Source organism: Rhodoferax sp. GW821-FHT07G04 (assembly GCF_059418585.1).
In genome coordinates this window covers 173,805-192,288 of sequence record NZ_JBWKQD010000006.1, presented here as the reverse complement: position 1 = coordinate 192,288, position 18,484 = coordinate 173,805, and the positions used below count along the sequence as shown (strand labels likewise).

Below are 18,484 nucleotides of genomic sequence, written 5' to 3'. Positions count from 1 at the left end.
GGGGGACAAGGAACTACCTCATGCGTCAGGAAATGTCGCCATAGCGCAAAGGCCAAGCGGTTGGCACCATTATCATGGGCTACAGCCCGCTGCCCCGCCAGCACACCCTTTTTGTGATCACGCACCTCCCATGGCTACGCCCACGTCAACGTCGTCCAAACCTTCTGCTCCTAAGCCCTTGATGCCCCTCAAAGGCGTCCGCATCCTCAGCTTGGCATTGAACCTGCCAGGCCCCGCAGCGCTAATGCGCTGCCAGCAGATGGGCGCTACCTGCGTCAAGCTGGAGCCGCCCGCCCACCCCACAGCCCCCAAAGGCACATCGGGCGACCCTATGGGGCTGTACAACCGCAAGGCTTATGACACGCTGCACCAAGGCATGCGCGTCGCCCAAGTGGATTTGAAGTCCGAAAAAGGTCAGAAGGCCCTGCACCGCGAGCTGGCCAAGGCGGATGTGCTGCTGACCTCGTTTCGCCCCTCGGCTCTACAAAAGCTGGGGCTTGAGTGGAAGTCATTGCACAAGCTCTACCCTACGCTTTCCCTGGTCGCCATTTTTGGTGCTCCTGGGGCGCGGGCCGAAGAACCCGGCCACGACCTGACCTACCTCGCCGAAAACAATCTGGTCGGCGGCCTGGACCTGCCACCCACGCTATACGCCGATATGGGCGGCTCGTTGATGGCGTCCGAAGCCGTGCTGCAGGCCCGCCTGCTGCAGTTGCAAAAAGGTAAAGGCGTGCGCTTTGACATCGCGCTGTCGAACGCTGCCGGTTACCTAGCCCTGCCGCGCACCTGGGGGCTGACGACACCCGGTGCGGCGGTGGGTGGCGGCCATGCGGGATACCGCGTCTACCCGTGCAAAGACGGCCGTGTGGCCGTCGCCGCGCTGGAGCCACACTTTGCAGCGGCCTTGGCCAATGCCGTGGGATTGAAGGTGTCCAACATCATGGCCATGTTTGCCCCCGAAACCCATGCGGCGGTGGCCAGCTTCTTGCTGACGCAAACGCGCCAGCAATTGGACCGGTTGGCCACCGAGAAAGACATTCCCCTGCATACGCTGCAGTCCACCTAGCAGCACTTCAGCAACAAGTTCTTACAAATGCCCCTGGGCGTACGCGGGTTTACCAGCGTGACGCCTAGGTGACAGCGCTCTATTATTCGTAAATAGCACGACCGTGCTATTTACGACCTCCCTGTCTGCCGTCAAACGCGGCCCGCGTCGGGAGTCACACGACGACCCGCACCAAGACCGTCGCAATCTGATTGATTCAATCGGACTCGCATCGCCAGGTCATCCAGCCATTGCACCGGCTCCTCGCTTCGCGCGCGGGCTGCATGGTGGCGCAGCCCTGGGCGCGTGTCCCTCGTTTTGCAAATTCATTCACAAGACAAGGAGAAGAGAAAGTGCGCAATCCATTCATTTCCAGACTGTTGTCGGCGGCGCTGGCCCTGTGCCTGCTGCTATCCGCCACGGGCACGGCCCACGCATGGGTCAACGGCGATACCAAGACCAAGTACCCCATCGTGCTGGTACCGGGCGTGATGGGCTTCGACACCCTGTTCGGCTCGGTCGAGTATTTCTACAAGGTGGCCGACGGTATACGCGACTACTCGGGCGGGCAGAAGACCTACAACGTCTCCCTCTCGGCTTGGATGTCGACCGAAGAACGCGGCGTGGCGCTGAAGAGCGAACTCACCCGCATTCTGAAGACCCACTATGGCGTGACCACGCTGACCCCCGCCCACAAGGTCAACATCATCGCCCACAGCCACGGCGCCACTACCTCCCGCGTGGCAGCCAGCTTGATGCAGGACAACATCGCCTCGCTGACCACCGTAGCCGGCCCTCACTACGGCACGCCTATGCCCGACTACGCGGTCACCCTGCCCAAGCCCGTGCTGATGGCGGCCATTGCTGGCATCAACGTGGCCGGTAGCGTGGTGGCGCTGTTCAGCGGCCGTTTGGATTGGTTGTTCCAGCAAAACGCCAATGGCGTGCTCAACGACTTCACCCAGGCCGGCATGAAGCAGTTCAACACCAAGTACCCCAGCGCGGGCGTGCCAGTGGGCGGTAGCTATGGCACCAAGCAATACGGTGCAGACGCCACGGCCCTGGGCAAATGGGCTGGCAACGGCTTGGGCGCCGAGAAACCGATGACCGACCCCAATGCCATCCTGTTCTACTCGTTCACGGGCAACACCCACAACGACACCTTCACCGCACCGGGCTTCCCCATCGTCACCGATCCGGCGGACTGGGCCTTGCTGGTGATACGCAAATTCGGCAATTGGTATGGCTACACCGGCGATGCGGACTCTTTCATCCCGGTCTCCAGCGCCCGCTTTGGCAAGACCATTTCCGACAGCTACTGGTGGAACCACGTCGACGAGCAAAACCAGACCTTGGGGCTCCTAGGCTGGGGCGCTGCCGACCCAGTAGCGGTGTACCGCGCCCACGCCAACCGCTTGATGCTGGCTGGACGCTGAGCCATGAACGCGAAGCAACGCGTTTACGTGGGCGCGCTGGTCATCATGGGACTAGGCGGAGCCCTCAAGCACTTTGCCAAGGATGTGCCGGCACAGACAGCCCCAACCCCGCCGCACTGGGGCTCCACGGCGGCCAACGGCGACTTCGTCAAAGCGAGGCTGGACCTTCCGCCCGCTGCAGGCGGCCGCATCCTGCGGTTCAGCACGCTGGAGGAATACGAGGCCGTGTCCCAATACGGCCGCCTTCCAAACTCGCTGACGGGCTTGCGTGTCAACTGGAACATCATGGCCAACGCAAACGGCAAGCTGGTCGTCTCGCGCGACCTGGCCGCACTGTTCGAGTTCTTCCTATCCTCGCACACCGAGGAGGGCCTGCCCACCTCGCTGGCGCGGATCGCCGAGTACCTGAGGGGCACGCTGCCCGAGGCCGCCGCCCAAGAGGCGCTGGACATCCTGCGCGCCTACTTGGCCTACAAGCAAGGGCTGACCCGCTTCGCACCACCACAAGACCGCGTGTTCACCGGCAACCAGAGCGAAGACCTCATCGCAACGGTTAGCGATGTCAAGGCGGCGATGAACCAGCGCATGGCGGCCCGGCGCCAGTTTCTGGGGGCAGAGGTGGCCGACGTCTTCTTCAAGGACGACGAGGCATATGACGCCTACACCATCAAACGGCTCGAAGCGGAAAGCAACGCCTCTTTGAGTGCGGCGGACCGGGAGGCGCAGATCGCACAGGCCGAGCAGCTGCTGCCGACGGAAAAGCGCGAACGGGTTCAGCAGGAACGCAAAGAGGCGATGCTGAACCAGCGCATAGTGGCGTTGCAGGCGCAGGGTGGCAACGAAGAGGCCATCCACAACCTGCGGACCGAACTCTATGGCCAAGCAGAAGCCAACCGCCTCGCCGCCATCGACCAGGAGCAAGCCGCATGGACACAGCGCCTGCAGAACTACCGTGACGCCAAAGACGGTGTGCTGCGCCAAACAGCGCTGAGCGCCGAAGCCAAGGCCACGGCGATAGAGCGCTTGGAGCAAACCAACTTCAACGCCGAAGAGCTGCGGGAGGTCAAGATTCTGGAGTCCGCGCGTGGCCAGAATACCTCCAATGGGAAGACCAGCTAGCCGCCTTAGCGGCTAAGCCCCACGCCGGCCCCACAAGGGTTCGGCGATATGGAGGTCAGGCATGGCTTGACAATAGACCGACCGGTCTATAGAATTCAAGCCATGCCCACCTCAACCGACGCATCCCCAACCAACCCGCCAGGCACCCGCGAGCGCCTGATCGCCGCCATGCAAGACGCCCTGCGCCACAAGGGCTACCACGGCGTGGGCCTCAAGGAATTGCTGGATGTGGCCCAGGCACCCAAGGGCGTGCTGTACCACCATTTCCCCGGCGGCAAGGCCGAACTGGCCGTGGCGAGCATCGAGGCCGTCATCGCGCAGATCACCACAGGCCTGGACAAGCTGACGCAGCGCTATCCCGACGTGGTACAGGCGCTGGAGGCCTGGATGACATCGGCGCAAAAGGCATTGGCCGTCAGCGGCTACGAACGCGGCTGCCCGCTGGCCACCATCGCGCTGGAGTCCGCCCCCGACGACATCGCCATCCGCCAGACCCTGGCCACCGGCTTTGCCGCCATCCGCGAACGCCTGGGTCATACCCTGCAACAGGCCGGGATCGATGAAGCCCGCGCCCACAGCCTGGCCGCGCTCACGGTGTCGGCCTACGAAGGTGCCCTGGTGCAAGCCCGCGTGGCCGGCAACGTGGACGCCATGCAGGCCACGTCAAAAGCCCTTTTAGACCTCGTTCGCCTGAGCCTTCCGGCTGCCGCGCGCTGAGCACGACTGTTTTTTCTGGAGAGCACCATGACCACTTCCCAGTCCCCCCAACCCGAAACCCTCACCCTTCGCACGGCAGACGGCTATGCCATCACCGCACTGCGCTACGCGGCCACGGCCCCACTGCGCGGGAACTTGGTCGTTGGCGGTGCCACCGGGGTGCCGCAGGGCTTCTACCGCAACTTCGCCACCTTCGCGGCCAGCCAGGGTTACACCACGCTGACGCTGGACTACCGTGGCATAGGCCTGTCCAAGCCGGCAACGCTACGCGGCTTTCGCATGCACTACCTGGACTGGGCGCGCCACGACCTGAGCGCTGCGGTGGATGCCATGGCCAGCGACACGGTGCCGCTGTTCATGATCGGCCACTCCTTCGGCGGCCATGCCTTTGGCCTGCTGCCCAACCACCGCAAGGTGGCCCGCTTCTACACCTTTGCTACCGGCGCCGGCTGGCACGGCTGGATGCCCGCGCTGGAGCAGTTGAAGGTGCAGGTGATGTGGCGCTTCCTCGGCCCGCTGATGACATGGTGGAAGGGCTATCTGCCCTGGAGCAAGCTGGGCATGGGCGAGGACCTGCCAATGGGTGTCTACAAGGACTGGAAGCACTGGTGCAGCTACCCCCGCTACTTCTTCGACGACCCGACCATGGGCGCACAGGTGCAAGACCTGTTTGACGATGTGACCACGCCCATCGTCGCCGCCAACGCCACAGACGACCTGTGGGCACCACCCGCATCGCGCGATGCCTTCATGGCCGGCTACCGCTACACCAATCTGCAGGCGGTGGACATCGCTCCCAACACCCGCGGCCTGGGTGCTATTGGTCACATGGGCTACTTCCGCCGCGCGGCCCAGCCTCTGTGGGAAGACGCGCTGCGCTGGTTTGGTGAGTACCGAAAACCGATTGCAAGCGCCCTGCACGCCTGAAATCCATGGCGCTTACCATCCCTGCCGCGCAAGCCTTCTCCACCCTGGTGCACGGCCGCCGCAGCGTGCGCGACTTCTTGCCCACGCCCATTCCCCAGGCTGCGCTGGACGCGGTGCTGGCCGATGCCAATGCTTCGCCCAGTTGGTCCAATACCCAGCCTTACCGCATCGCCATTGCCACTGGCTCGGTGCGCGACCGGCTGCAAGCGGAACTGTCCACCCGCTTCGACAAAGGCATGGCCGCACAGCGCGGCGGCTGGCTGGGCAAGCTCAAACTGCTGGTCACGCGCGATGGCCTGCCCGATGGCGACTTCGTCACCAACTTCGAATATCCACAAGACCTGCAACCCCGCCGCCGCGCCACCGGCCACGGCCTGTACGAGCTGCTGCGCATTGGCCGCAAGGACCATGCGGCACGGGAAGCGCAGATGCGCAAGAACTTTGAATTCTTTGGCGCCCCAACCGCCATCTTCGTGTTTGTGCACAGCGGCCTGCGTGAGTTCTCAGTGTTGGACGCCGGCATTTATGTGCAGACGCTGATGCTGTCCGCCCATGCCCACGGCCTTGGCACGTGCGCCCAAGGGGCCTTGGCCACCTGGGCGGGTCCGGTACGCCATGCCTTTAACATACCCAAGCCCTACAAGCTGATCTGCGGCGTGTCCATGGGCTATGCCTCAGACCATGCGGTGAATGGCTTTAACCCTGGGCGCAGTCAGGCGTCGGAGTTGCTTCTCCGACAATCGCTATCAACTTAATAGCTGCATCCGCATATTTGACGAGGAACACACCCTTCTCGGCGTAGAGCCCTAGAATCCATCCGCAGAAAAGGGTGGTATTCAATGAAGAAATGTGTGGCAATCGCTTTGCTGGGCATCGCGATGGCATCCCATGCTGCGGAGGGATTCAACTGCAGCGAGGCCCGGTCCCGCATGGGCTTGAAAACCGGTGAGGCGCTGGCCGAAGAAAAGTTGGCGTCACTCCGGGACAAATCTCGCGGCAATCAGGCAAAAACTGAACCGTGGCTTGGGCTGTTGTATGCCTGTGGTCTGGGCGTCCCCCGCGATGTCAACGAGGCGGTTCGCATATGGGAGCAAGCCCACTCCCAAGGGGACACAACGGCGACCGAGCTTTTGATCACGCTGTATTCAGGAAATCTTGACGTTCCTTACGATGGGGCTAAGTTGTCGTATTGGATTCAAACCGGCGCGAACGCCGGCCATGCAGGCTCACAGGCCGCATTGGGTCTGCTGCACTACCAAGGGATGTTCGCCGCGAAAGACGATGCGGTTGCCGAACGTTGGTTGTTGAAGGCCGCAGCACAAGGCCAGGAAAAGGCTTACGCGTTCTTGGGCGGTTTCTATTTTTCCAAAAAAATGTATGCCGAGGCCCTTCGCTGGTTCACTTTAGGGGCTGCGGTTGGAAATGCCCACGCCCAGGTCGGCATGGGGGCGTTGTATTCCGGAGGATTTGGTGTCGCCAGGGATCACAGCCGCGCCTTGCACTGGTGGAACATTGCCGCCGAGAAGAAAACTCCCGCTGCCCAATTTGCTCTGGGCACGGCCTATGCAAACGGCTGGGGCGTGCCCAAGGACAGCGCCCAAGCCGTGCGCTGGTTCCAACTTGCCGCAGAACAAGGCTCGGCCGCTGCACAGGAATCTTTGGCGAGCGCCTACGAATTCGCCGACGGCGTACCACCCGACGCGCAAGCAGCCCAGAAATGGAGAAAGCAAGCGGCAAACAACCTGCAACATGCAGACCCCGGCAATATGCGCCTGTACCCAGACTGCTGCATGGAGGACTCCAAGCGGGCACTGGCAGAGGCTTCCAAACCGTATAGGCTGGACGCGGCATCCGGGAGCAGTGAATCGCAAGTGGTGCTGGCACGCTTTCTGTTGCGCAACAAGAATACGGACGAAGCCCTCACGTGGTACCAACGCGCAATCGCACAAGGCAGCGCCGCCGCCCTGGAAGAGCTGGGCACTATCTACATGGTCGGCCTGGGTCTGCCCGCCAATACCGAGCAAGGTTTGAAATTCAGCCGCCTCGCGGCAGAAAAGGGCCGCACTATAGCGCAGGCCCGTCTGGCCGACACCTACCGAAAGGGCATCTTTGTGCGCCAGAGCTTTGTAGCTGCATACGCCTTGTACGCCATTGCACGATCAGGCGACACCGGCATGGACCGTTTGCTGAGTCCGCAACAAACGGCACTGGAAGCGGCCATGAGCGAAAGAGATGTCAGCCGCGCCAAACAGTTGGCGCGGGACATGGCCGTCCCGGGCGCATTCCTGACAGCACTAGACAAAGCGACAACCCCGTGAACCGGCCAAGACGCGAAACATTGGACTACTCCACAGATTGAGGACACATATGGCAATCTCTTTCCGGCAGCTGCATGTTGCAGCCCTGCTCCTGACAACAAGCTTCACGGTTTTTGGCGCAACAGCTCCGGTCAAAACCGAATACAAGATCGACAAAGCCCCCAGTTGGGTCACCCCCGTTGTGCCAGACCTGCAGACGGAGCCCTCCGCCCAGCAAATCAGTGGTGGCGTTTCCTATTTGCTGGTGGATCGGCAGGTCCAGGTTAAAGGGAAGACCAAGCAGTCCTACAGCCATATCGCGACCAAGATCGTGAACGATAGCGGATTGGAAAGCACTTCCAACATCGAAATCCGCTTCGACCCCTCCTACCAGACGTTGGTCCTGCATGCCGTCAACGTCCGGCGAGGCGACAAAATTCTGCCCAAGCTGGCGCCCGCGGCGATCAAGATTCTGCAGCGGGAAAGCTCGCTGGAACAGTTGATCTTTGATGGCACCAAAACAGCCAATCTCTTTCTCGAGGACGTGCGCGTTGGTGATGTGGTGGAGTATGCGTATTCGGTAAGTGGCAGCAACCCGGTGTTTGGGAATCGCCACTACGGTCGCTTCGATCTCCAATGGGGCGTCCCAGTGCAACAGGTATATGCCCGGTTGTTGACCGAACCCGGCAGAGAGCCAGAGATCAAACTGCTCAACATGCAACAACAGGCCACGGTCCGGGCCCTCGGCGGCATGGAGGAGCGCGAGTGGAACCTCAAGGACGTCGCAGCGGTGCGTTACCGGGAAGACACTCCAGCCTGGTATGACCCCCTCTCCAATGTGCAATGGAGCGACTTCAAAGACTGGAACGCCGTGGCGCAATGGGGAGCCCCTTTGTACAAGACTCCTGCCCAATTGCCCAAGGAGCTTACGGCCGAAGTGGACCGAATTGGCCACACCTTCAGCACCATAGAGGACCAGGCGGTTGAAGCTCTGCGTTACGTACAGAAAAATGTGCGCTATATGGGCGTAGAAGTAGGCCCGGGCTCCCACGCTCCCAGCCCACCAGATGTGGTGCTGTCCCGTCGATTCGGCGACTGCAAGGACAAGACGCTGCTGACGCTCACCTTGCTGAAGGCACTGGGCATAGATGCCCACGCCGCCTTGGTCAACAGCAAAAAACGGCGCGGCATTGCAGACATGCAAGCCTCGCCAGGCGCCTTTGACCATGTCATCGTCCATGCCAAGCTCGGTGACAAGACTTATTGGCTGGATCCCACACTGCCGCCACAACAGGGTGGCATTCGCGATATTTCGCAAGCCAACTTTGGTTTTGCCATGGTATTGGACCCCGCTCAGCAAGGCCTGACCGCCATGGGGTCGGGGCCGGCGACAACCTATACCCGCAAGGTGTTGGCAGTGTTTGACAGCAGCGCAGGCTGGCAAAAGCCGGTGCCCTTCACAGTGACCAGCTACCTGGAGGGCGGAAGCGCAGAACGCATGCGCAGCACACTGGCCAAGGAATCGTCAGAAAACTTGCAACAGAAACTGACCAACTATTTCGCGCGCTACTACACCGGCATTCAATTGGTGCGCCCTTTTGAAGTCCAGGACAACAAGACAACCAACCAATTGGTCATGACCGAGTACTACGTCATCCCCGATTTCTGGAAGACGGCCCGAGAAGACCGGGCAGAGAGCTATGCTGCCATCCCCGACATCCACGAACTGCTGAAGATACCGCAAAACACCGTGCGCACGGAACCCATGGCCTTGGCCCACCCGGTGGATATCAGCCAAACGACCTACTTTCTGGTCCCCAAACAATGGGCATTGAAGGGAGCAAACACCAAGGTAACCGATGCGGTCTTCGAATACCAAAGTGACTCCAGCGTCGAACCCGGACGCCTGACCATGGTGGACCGCTATCGCACGTTGTCAGATGCCATAGAGCCACAGAACATGACGAGCTATCTCGCCAACATCAAGAAGGCACGCGACTTCCTGGGCTACACCATCACACGGTCCACCAAGAACCCGGACTAATCGCCGGGCCTGGTCCCATACGCTTGCCCTAACGAGGCTTGCGTGTTGTCGGCTTGACCGTCTGCCGCCCTGCTCCGTTGTCACGCGGTGGCAGGCCGGTGTGACGGGTCAGGATCAAGCCCTTGGTCGGTTTCACCGGCTTGGCAGGTGCGGCGGTCGAATTCTTCTTGCGCGCGCTCTGGTAACCGCCATCCCCCAAAGGTTGGAAGGTGGGGATCAGGTGGTGCTTGCCGTTGCCCACTAGGTCGGCGCGGCCCATGGCCTTCAGGGCCTCGCGCAACAGCGGCCAGTTGTTCGGGTCGTGGTAGCGCAAGAAGGCCTTGTGCAGGCGGCGGCGCTTTTCGCCACGGACGATGTCCACGGTTTCGTCTTCGCTCTCGGCCGTGCGGTGCACGCGCTTGAGCGTGTTGCGGCCTGAGTGGTACATGGCCGTGGCCGTGGCCATGGGGCTGGGGTAGAAGGTCTGCACCTGGTCGGCGCGGAAACCATTCTTCTTCAGCCAGATCGCCAGGTTCATCATGTCTTCATCGGTGGTGCCCGGGTGGGCGGCGATGAAGTAGGGAATCAGGAACTGCTTCTTGCCGGCTTCGGCGCTGAATTTCTCGAACAGCGTCTTGAACCGGTCGTAGCTGCCAATGCCCGGCTTCATCATCTTGGTCAGCGGGCCCTGCTCGGTGTGCTCGGGCGCAATCTTCAGGTAGCCGCCCACGTGGTGCTGCACCAGTTCCTTGACGTATTCGGGGCTCTTGACGGCCAGGTCGTAGCGCAGACCGGAACCGATCAAAATCTTTTTGACACCGCGCAGCGCACGGGCACGGCGGTAGATCTTGATCAGCGGGCCATGGTCGGTGGTCAGGTTCTGGCAGATGCCGGGGTAGACGCAGCTGGGCTTGCGGCAGGCCGCTTCGATCTCGGGGCTGCGGCAGCCCAGGCGGTACATATTGGCCGTGGGGCCGCCCAGGTCGGAGATGGTGCCGGTGAAGCCCTTGACCTTGTCGCGAATGTCTTCCACCTCTTTGATGATGGATTCTTCCGAGCGGCTCTGGATGATGCGGCCTTCGTGCTCGGTGATCGAGCAAAAGGTGCAGCCGCCAAAGCAGCCACGCATGATGTTGACCGAGAAGCGGATCATCTCCCAGGCTGGGATCTTGGTGGCATGGTCGTGGCTGCCGTTCTCGTCCGCATACAGCGGATGCGGGCTGCGCGCATACGGCAGGTCGAACACGAAATCCATCTCGGCAGTGGTCAGCGGAATGGGGGGTGGGTTGATCCACACATCGCGCGCGGTCACGCCCTCGCCGTGGGCCTGCACCAGGGAACGGGCATTGCCCGGATTGGTCTCCAGGTGCAACACGCGGTTGGCGTGGGCGTAGAGAATGGGGTCGCTCTTGACCTGCTCGTAGCTCGGCAGGCGGATGACCGAGCGTTCACGCGGCGGCACCTTGTATTTGCCCAGGCCGTGCAGCGCTGGATTGGGTACGAAAGTCAGGGGCTTGATGCTGTCGTTGACGGGAACGCTTATGCCATTTTGGCCTGTAGCCCTCGTCAGAACTGAATCACCCGCTTCGTTTTTTATAGCACCGCTGGCGACATCCTTCTCGGCATCCTCTTTCGCGCAGGTGCTGCCCTGGCCGGCCGCCTGCTCGGATGTGGTCATGTAAGGGTTGATGTGCGACTCGACCCGGCCCGGCTCGTCCACGCTGGTGGAATTGATCTCGATCCAGCCCTTGCCCGTCTCATCATCCGGGCGGCGAACAAAGGCGGTGCCGCGCACATCGGTGATTTTTTCGACCGGCTCCTTGGCCGCCAAGCGGTGGGCGATTTCGACGATGGCGCGCTCAGCATTGCCGTACAGCAGCAGATCGCACTTGGCGTCCACCACCACACTGCGGCGCACCTTGTCGCTCCAATAGTCGTAATGGGCGATGCGGCGCAGGCTGCCTTCGATGCCGCCCAGCACAATGGGCACGTCCTTGAAGGCTTCGCGGCAGCGCTGGCTGTAGACGATGGCCGCGCGGTCGGGTCGTTTGCCGCCCACGTCACCGGGGGTGTAGGCATCGTCGCTGCGAATCTTGCGGTCGGCCGTGTAGCGGTTGATCATGGAATCCATGTTGCCGCTCGTCACGCCCCAGAACAGGTTTGGCTTGCCCAGCGCCTTGAAAGCGTCGGCGCTGGACCAATCGGGCTGGGCGATGATGCCCACGCGAAAGCCCTGGGCCTCCAGCATGCGGCCAATCACCGACATTCCGAAACTGGGGTGGTCCACATAGGCATCGCCGGTGACGATGATGATGTCGCAGCTGTCCCAGCCGAGCTTCTCCATTTCGGCCCGACTCATGGGCAGGAAGGGCGCTGTGCCGAAGCGGGCGGCCCAGTACTTGCGGTAGCTGGTCAGCGGCTTGGCGGCGCGCGCGAAAAAGGAGACGTCGACTGGGGCGTTCATGGTGCTTTCGGGGTAACCCGCTATTTTAAGGTTTTACACGTAACACTGCACAGAAAGTGGGCAGTTGGTGTAAACCACCGCGAATTTGGCCAGGCGCAGCCCGTAGAATGAAATTTTGCTTTTCCGAGGATGCATCCATGAAGAAACTACTGCTGGCCATCGTTTTGGGGGCCTTGGGCACCGCGTCTTTTGCCCAGGGCAAGGACCTGAAAGTCGCCATTGACCCCACTTATGAGCCCTTCACCTACAAGGTGGACGGCAAGCCAGCCGGTTTTGACGTGGACATTGCCAACGCCCTGTGCGAGCAGATCAAGCGCAAATGCGTGTTCGTGGAACAGGGCTGGGACAGCATGATCCCGGGCCTGATGGCACGCAAATACGACGTCATCATCAGCTCCATGTCCATCACCGATGACCGCATGAAGCAGATCGACTTCACCGACAAGTACTACAACACCCCCACCCGCATCGTCACCAAGAAAGACTTCAAATACGCTGGCCCCGCCTCGCTGAAGGGCAAGAAGATTGGCGTGTTGAAGGCCAGCGTTCAAGAGAAGTACGCGCTGGGCGAGCTCAAGACCGTCGGCGTGGACGTGGTTTCGTATGACGCCCAAGACCAGGTCTACCTGGACATCCGTGCCGGCCGCCTGGATGGCACCGTGGCCGACCATGTGGAGGTGACCGGCGGTTTCCTGAGCAAGCCCGAGGGCAAGGACTATGAGCTCAAGGGCGAAGAATTGACCATCCCCAAATACTTTGGTTATGGCGCCGGCATTGGCCTGCGCAAGGGCCAGGACGCGCTGAAGACCGAGCTGAACGCCGCCATCAAGGCGCTGCGCGGCAATGGCGTCTACAAGAAGATCAACGACAAGTACTTCAAGTTCGACGTCTACGGCAAGTAAGCCACCGCCACGCGAACCTGTTCAAGCATGAACGCCTACGTATCTGCCATTCTGCAGGGCGCGGTGCTGACGGTGGGGGTGTCGATAGCGGCGCTGCTGGTGTCCATAGTGCTAGGCCTGCTAGGTGCCGGCGCCAAGCTCTCCGGCCGGCGCGTCTGGGTGGGACTGGCCACCGCCTACACCACCGTCATCCGCGGTATCCCTGATCTGGTGCTGATGTTGCTGATCTTTTATGGCGGCACCATTGGCATCAACAATGCGCTGGAATGGATGGGCAGCGAGGCCACGGTGGACATCAACCCACTGGTAGCTGGTGTGCTGACGCTGGGCTTCATCTACGGCGCCTACATGACCGAGACCTTCCGCGGCGCCCTGCTGTCCATACCCAAGGGCCAGGCCGAAGCTGCCTGGGCGTTTGGCATGGGCCGCACCCAGACTTTTGTACGCATCACCGCGCCGCAAATGGTGCGCTACGCCCTGCCCGGCTTCACCAACAACTGGTTGGTGCTGATCAAGGCCACGGCCCTGGTCAGCCTGATCGGCCTGCAGGAAATGACCTACGCCGCCAAGCAAGCCAGTGCGGCCACGCGCTCGCCGTTCATGTTCTTCCTGTTCACGGCAGGGCTGTTTCTGGTCTACACCACGGTTTCGCTGTTTGTGCTGCGCCGGCTGAACGCCCGCTTCAGCCTGGGTGCCAAGCGGGGAACGCTGTAAATGAATTTTTCCGTTTTGTTTGAGGCGCAAAACATCGCGCTGTTTGGCACCGGCATAGCCACTACGCTGACGCTGCTGTTTGCGTCGCTGGCCGTGGGCGCCGTCATGGCGCTGGTCTTTGCACTGTTGCTGACCGGCCCCTGGGCACCGATGCGCTGGCTAGTAGGTGCCTATACCTATGTGATACGCGGCACGCCGCTGCTGATCCAGGTCTACCTGATCTACTACGGGCTGGCCCAATTGGAATGGATCCAGGCCCGCTGGGACACCGTGTGGCCCTGGACGCATTTCAAGGAGCCCTTCTTCTGCGCACTGCTGTCCTTTGCGTTGAACACGGCCGGCTACACCGCCGAGATGCTGGCTGGTGCGATCCGCGAAACCAGCGCTGGCGAAATCGAAGCGGCCCAGGCCTATGGCATGAGCCGCTTCAAGCTAATGCTGCGCATCGTGCTGCCCAGCGCACTGCGCCGCACCCTGCCCGCCTACAGCAACGAAGTGGTCATGATGCTGCACGCTACCAGCCTGGCCAGCGCCGTGCCCTCTTTGGTGGATGTGACCGCCGCCGCCAGCAGCATCTACGCCACCTACTACTTGCCGTTTGAGGCCTATCTGGCCGCCGCCGCCATCTACCTGGTGGCCTCGTTCTGCCTGATTGGGCTCTTCAAATTCAGCGAACGGCATTTGCTGGCCTACCTGGCGCCGCGCACCCACTGACACTAGCACCAGACCCGAACATGCAACGCCTAGACCATCCTCTGTTGTCGCCCAGCCTGGGCAGCTACAAGACGCTGAGCAGCTTCCACTTCGGCACACCGGGGCGTGGCCCCAAGGTCTACATACAGGCCAGCCTGCATGCCGAAGAACTGCCCGGCATGCTGGTGGCCCACCACCTGCGCGCGCTATTGGAAGCGGCCGATGCGGCCGACCAGATATTGGGCGAGGTGGTGTTGGTCCCTGTGGCCAACCCCTTGGGCTTGGCCCAGCGCGTGGACCACAAACCCATGGGCCGCTTTGACCTGGATACATCCGAAAACTTCAATCGCTACTACCCGGACCTTGCTGCCGTGGTGTGGCCGGTCATCCAGGACCGCTTGACGGCTGATGCACAGGCCAATGTGGCCACGGTGCGCCGTGCCATAGGCCAGTACCTGCAGCAAGACTGGAAGCCCGACACCGAATTGCAGAGCCTGCGCCACCGTCTGCTGTCACTGTCGTACGACGCCGACTACGTGCTGGACCTGCACTGCGACTGCGAGTCCGTGATGCACTTCTACACCGAAGAAGCCTGCTGGCCGCAGTTCGAACCCCTGACCCGCTTCCTGCAATGCCAGGCCATCCTGCTGGCCAAGAACTCGGGCAGCGGTCCGTTTGACGAATGCCTGTCCGGCATCTGGTGGCGCCTGGCCGAAAACCTGGCCGCGGCCGGCAACCCGGCCCCAATGCCTCAGGGCTGCTGCAGCACCACCATTGAGTTGCGTGGTGAGACCGATGTGAGCCACACACTGGCGCAGCCCGATGCGCAGGCCCTGCTCGCCTACCTGCAGCACCTGCAGGTGGTAGCCGCTACGCAAGCGCCGACCGTGCCGCCCGCGCGCTGCCAGGCCACACCCTTGGCTGGGTCAGAAACCCTGAACGCCCCCTGCGCCGGTGTGGTGGTCTTTGCTGCCGAAGTCGGGCAAATGCTGCAAGTCGGAGACCTGGTGGCCGAGGTCATTGACCCCATTGCCAACCGCAGCCAGCGCGTGCTCGCGGGTGTCGCGGGCCTGCTATATGCCCGCGTGCGCGACCGCTATGTGACCACGGGCGGCGAGCTGGGCAAGATTGCCGGCGCCGTTGCCTTCAAAACCGGTGAACTGCTGGGTGCCTGACACCCACCCACACCGCTCCCCTCTTACCTTTTCCAATTTCTCCTCCATGACGACGCCACAGCCGCTCAAACTCCAGGTTGACAACATCCACAAACGCTTTGGCAGCAATGAGGTGCTCAAGGGCGTTTCGCTCTCGGCCCATGCAGGCGACGTCATCAGCATCATTGGCAGCTCCGGTTCGGGCAAGAGTACCTTTCTGCGCTGCATCAACCTGCTGGAAAAACCGCACGAGGGCAGCATTGCGGTAGCCGGTGAAACGCTGAACCTGACCAAACAAGCCAATGGCGAACTGGGCGCTGCCGACCCCAAACAACTGGCCCGTTTGCGCACCAAGCTGGCCATGGTGTTCCAGCACTTCAATTTGTGGGCCCATATGACGGTGCTGCAAAACATCATCGAGGCCCCTGTGCACGTATTGGGTGTGCCCAAGGACCAGGCCATAGAAACCGCCCGCAAATACCTGGCCAAAGTGGGCCTGCCCGGCAAGGAAGACAGCTACCCCGCCCACCTGAGCGGCGGCCAGCAGCAGCGCGTGGCCATAGCCCGGGCACTGGCCATGGAGCCCGAGGTCATGCTCTTTGACGAACCCACCAGCGCGCTGGACCCCGAACTGGTGTCCGAGGTGCTGAAAGTCATGCAAAACCTGGCGCAAGAGGGCCGCACCATGGTCGTGGTGACCCACGAAATGGGCTTTGCCCGCGAGGTGTCCAAGCACTTGATCTTTTTGCACCAAGGTCGCATCGAAGAGCAAGGCCACCCCGCCACGGTGCTGGCCGCGCCCAAGAGCGAACGGCTGCAGCAATTCCTGGCGGGTAGCCTCAAGTAAGCGAGGCAGGAGCGTGCAGTTTGGCCATCCACCACGACTTATCCACGCTGTTTGACCTCCTGCCCATCGGGGCCTACCGTTCCGACGCGGGCGGAACCATCGTGCGCCTCAATGCGGCGTTGGCGCGCCTCAATGGCTTCGCAGATGAGGCCGAATGCCTGGCCTATCCGCGCACCCTGGGCGCAGACTCTTACGTGCAGCCCGGCCGACGCCAGCAGTTCCGCGACATTCTGGAAGCCCAGGGCCAGGTGACCGATTTCGTGTCCGAGACCTACCGGCTCAAGACCGGCGAGCGCATCTGGGTGCGCGAACATGCCCACCTGGTGCGCGACGCCCAGGGCAACACGCTGTACATCGAAGGCACCATCGAAGACATCACGCGCGAGCGCACCGCCACGCTGTCCCTGCAGCACAGCGAAAACCTGCTGCGCAATGTGCTGGAGACCATACCCGACCGGGTCTGGCTCAAGGATACCCGGGGCATACACCTGGCTTGCAACGGCGCCTTTGCCGAACACGTAGGCACCACCACCGACCAGATCATCGGCACCGACGACGCCCATTGGTTTGGCGCAGAAGCTGCCCAGGATTTCGTGGGTGCCGACAGCATCGTCATCGAGACCGGCCAATCGCTGGCACTGGAAGGCTCCATGCCCTCGCCCACGCACACCGACCCCACCATCTACGAGGTCATCAAGACCCCGATGCGCGGGGCCGACGGACAGATCATCGGCGTGCTGGGCATGGGCCGCAATATCCAGGCCCGCAAGGACACCGAGGCCCAGCTGCGTGATGCCACCGAGCAACTGGAGCTGGCCCTGATGGGCGCCGACCTGGGCCGCTGGGACCACGACCTCAGCATAGAGAAAGGTTACTACCTGGACGAGCGCTCCTGCGCCATGCTGGGCCGCGATGCCGCCGAGAGCCGCCACGGCCGGGCCTGGGGCCACCTGATACACCCCGACGACCTGCCCGGCACGCTAGACGCCATGCGCGCCCACCTGAGCGGCGCCCTGCCCGCCTACGAGGCCGAGTACCGCGCCCGCCACACCGACGGCCACTGGGTCTGGATGGGCAACCGTGGCAAGGTGGTGCAATTTAGCGAAGCTGGCAAACCACTGCGCATGGTCGGCACGCTGATGGACATCTCCAAGCGCAAGCTGGTCGAAAACGAGCTACTGGCCACCCAGTCTGAGCTACAAGCCACGCTCAAGGCCCTGCCCGACCTGGTGTTTGAATTCAGCAGCGACGGGCATTACCGCGTCATCCACAGCCACGATACACAGGAGCTGGTACAACCCGCCGCCCAGCAGATCAACAAGCTGGTCACAGAGGTGCTGCCGCAGGAGGCGGCCGACATCTTCTTGTCCGCATTGCGGGAGGCCATGGACACCGGCCGCTCGGCGGGCAAGCACTACAGCCTGCAGTTGGCCCATGGCAAGCAGTGGTTTGAGCTGTCGGTGGTTCGCAAGCCCACGCCGGTAGGCGAAGAAGCACGCCTCATTGCGATTGCCCGCAATATCACCGAGCGCAAGCTGGCCGAGCAGGCGATTGAGCACCTGGCCTTCCACGACACGCTGACCGGCCTGCCCAACCGGCGCCTGTTGAACGACCGGCTGGAGACCGCATTGGCAGCCAGCCAACGCAACAGCACGCATGGCGCCGTGCTGTTCCTGGACCTGGACAAGTTCAAGGACCTGAACGACACCTACGGCCACGATGTGGGCGACCTGATGCTGCAAGAAGTAGCCCAGCGCCTGCTGCAATGCATACGCGCCATCGACACCGTGGCGCGCCTGGGCGGCGATGAATTCGTCGTGCTGATCCAGAACCAGAGTGTCGACCCGGAAGACGCCAAGCTGCACACCAGCACCGTGGGACACAAGATTCTGTCCAGCCTGAACGAGCCCTACCGTCTCAAGGGCGTGATGCACTCGATCACGCCCAGCATAGGCGCCACGCTGTTCCTGGGCCATGCCGTTGCGGGTACCGAGCTGCTCAAGCAGGCCGACATGGCCATGTACGAGGCCAAGGCCCAGGGCCGCAACACGCTATGCTTCTTTCGAGAAAAAGGCCGCTAGCCCTCGCCAAACATAATCATGTCGCTACCGTATTCATAGCATACCTCCGCAGACCCTAACGCCAA

General features: G+C 62.0%; 15 protein-coding genes. 14 read left to right on the top strand and 1 reads right to left on the bottom strand.

Annotated elements, in window-relative coordinates; genetic code table 11:
- Window positions 1-130: 130 nt before the first annotated feature.
- From AC07OO_RS23700 to AC07OO_RS23665, 8 genes are all read left to right on the top strand, one after another.
- Window positions 131-1,066, top strand: a complete 936-nt coding sequence (locus AC07OO_RS23700; protein ID WP_495084625.1) for a CoA transferase — start codon at window positions 131-133, stop codon at window positions 1,064-1,066.
- Window positions 1,067-1,398: 332 nt separating this feature from the next.
- The gene (locus AC07OO_RS23695) at window positions 1,399-2,481 is read left to right on the top strand and encodes an esterase/lipase family protein (protein WP_495084624.1); all 1,083 of its coding nucleotides are present in this window, start codon (window positions 1,399-1,401) and stop codon (window positions 2,479-2,481) included.
- A 3-nt stretch (window positions 2,482-2,484) separates the two neighbouring features.
- The gene (locus tag AC07OO_RS23690) at window positions 2,485-3,600 is read left to right on the top strand and encodes a lipase secretion chaperone (protein WP_495084623.1); all 1,116 of its coding nucleotides are present in this window, start codon (window positions 2,485-2,487) and stop codon (window positions 3,598-3,600) included.
- Window positions 3,601-3,702: 102 nt separating this feature from the next.
- A complete protein-coding gene (locus AC07OO_RS23685) occupies window positions 3,703-4,317 on the top strand; it encodes a TetR/AcrR family transcriptional regulator (protein ID WP_495084622.1) in 615 nt (204 codons plus the stop codon).
- A 27-nt stretch (window positions 4,318-4,344) separates the two neighbouring features.
- Window positions 4,345-5,244 carry an alpha/beta hydrolase family protein gene (locus AC07OO_RS23680; protein ID WP_495084621.1) on the top strand — a complete coding sequence of 300 codons (900 nt, stop codon included), beginning with the start codon at window positions 4,345-4,347 and terminating at the stop codon, window positions 5,242-5,244.
- Window positions 5,245-5,249: 5 nt separating this feature from the next.
- Entirely contained in the window at window positions 5,250-5,999 is a 750-nt protein-coding gene (locus tag AC07OO_RS23675; protein ID WP_495084620.1) for a nitroreductase, read from the top strand.
- Window positions 6,000-6,095: 96 nt separating this feature from the next.
- Complete coding sequence (locus tag AC07OO_RS23670; protein ID WP_495084619.1) at window positions 6,096-7,562, top strand: tetratricopeptide repeat protein; 1,467 nt, start codon at window positions 6,096-6,098, stop codon at window positions 7,560-7,562.
- A gap of 49 nt (window positions 7,563-7,611) precedes the next feature.
- Complete coding sequence (locus tag AC07OO_RS23665) at window positions 7,612-9,585, top strand: DUF3857 domain-containing protein (protein WP_495084618.1); 1,974 nt, start codon at window positions 7,612-7,614, stop codon at window positions 9,583-9,585.
- A gap of 28 nt (window positions 9,586-9,613) precedes the next feature.
- Here the strand turns inward: AC07OO_RS23665 and AC07OO_RS23660 are convergent, their stop codons facing one another.
- Complete coding sequence (locus AC07OO_RS23660; protein WP_495084617.1) at window positions 9,614-12,028, bottom strand: YgiQ family radical SAM protein; 2,415 nt, start codon at window positions 12,026-12,028, stop codon at window positions 9,614-9,616.
- A gap of 137 nt (window positions 12,029-12,165) precedes the next feature.
- Here AC07OO_RS23660 and AC07OO_RS23655 point away from each other — a divergent pair, with 137 nt between their 5' ends.
- Genes AC07OO_RS23655 through AC07OO_RS23630 form a run of 6 tightly spaced genes read left to right on the top strand, consistent with a single transcriptional unit; the run spans window position 12,166 to window position 18,419 of the window.
- Window positions 12,166-12,930: a transporter substrate-binding domain-containing protein gene (locus AC07OO_RS23655; protein WP_495084616.1), complete on the top strand. Its 765-nt coding sequence runs from the start codon at window positions 12,166-12,168 to the stop codon at window positions 12,928-12,930.
- Between the two features lie 27 nt (window positions 12,931-12,957).
- Entirely contained in the window at window positions 12,958-13,644 is a 687-nt protein-coding gene (locus AC07OO_RS23650) for an ABC transporter permease (protein ID WP_495084615.1), read from the top strand.
- Window positions 13,645-14,358: an ABC transporter permease gene (locus AC07OO_RS23645; RefSeq protein ID WP_495084614.1), complete on the top strand. Its 714-nt coding sequence runs from the start codon at window positions 13,645-13,647 to the stop codon at window positions 14,356-14,358. It abuts the gene before it with no gap.
- A gap of 20 nt (window positions 14,359-14,378) precedes the next feature.
- A complete protein-coding gene (locus AC07OO_RS23640; protein WP_495084613.1) occupies window positions 14,379-15,512 on the top strand; it encodes a succinylglutamate desuccinylase/aspartoacylase family protein in 1,134 nt (377 codons plus the stop codon).
- A gap of 46 nt (window positions 15,513-15,558) precedes the next feature.
- Window positions 15,559-16,338 carry an ABC transporter ATP-binding protein gene (locus tag AC07OO_RS23635; protein ID WP_495084612.1) on the top strand — a complete coding sequence of 260 codons (780 nt, stop codon included), beginning with the start codon at window positions 15,559-15,561 and terminating at the stop codon, window positions 16,336-16,338.
- 20 nt (window positions 16,339-16,358) lie between these two features.
- Entirely contained in the window at window positions 16,359-18,419 is a 2,061-nt protein-coding gene (locus AC07OO_RS23630; protein WP_495084611.1) for a sensor domain-containing protein, read from the top strand.
- Window positions 18,420-18,484 lie beyond the last annotated feature (65 nt).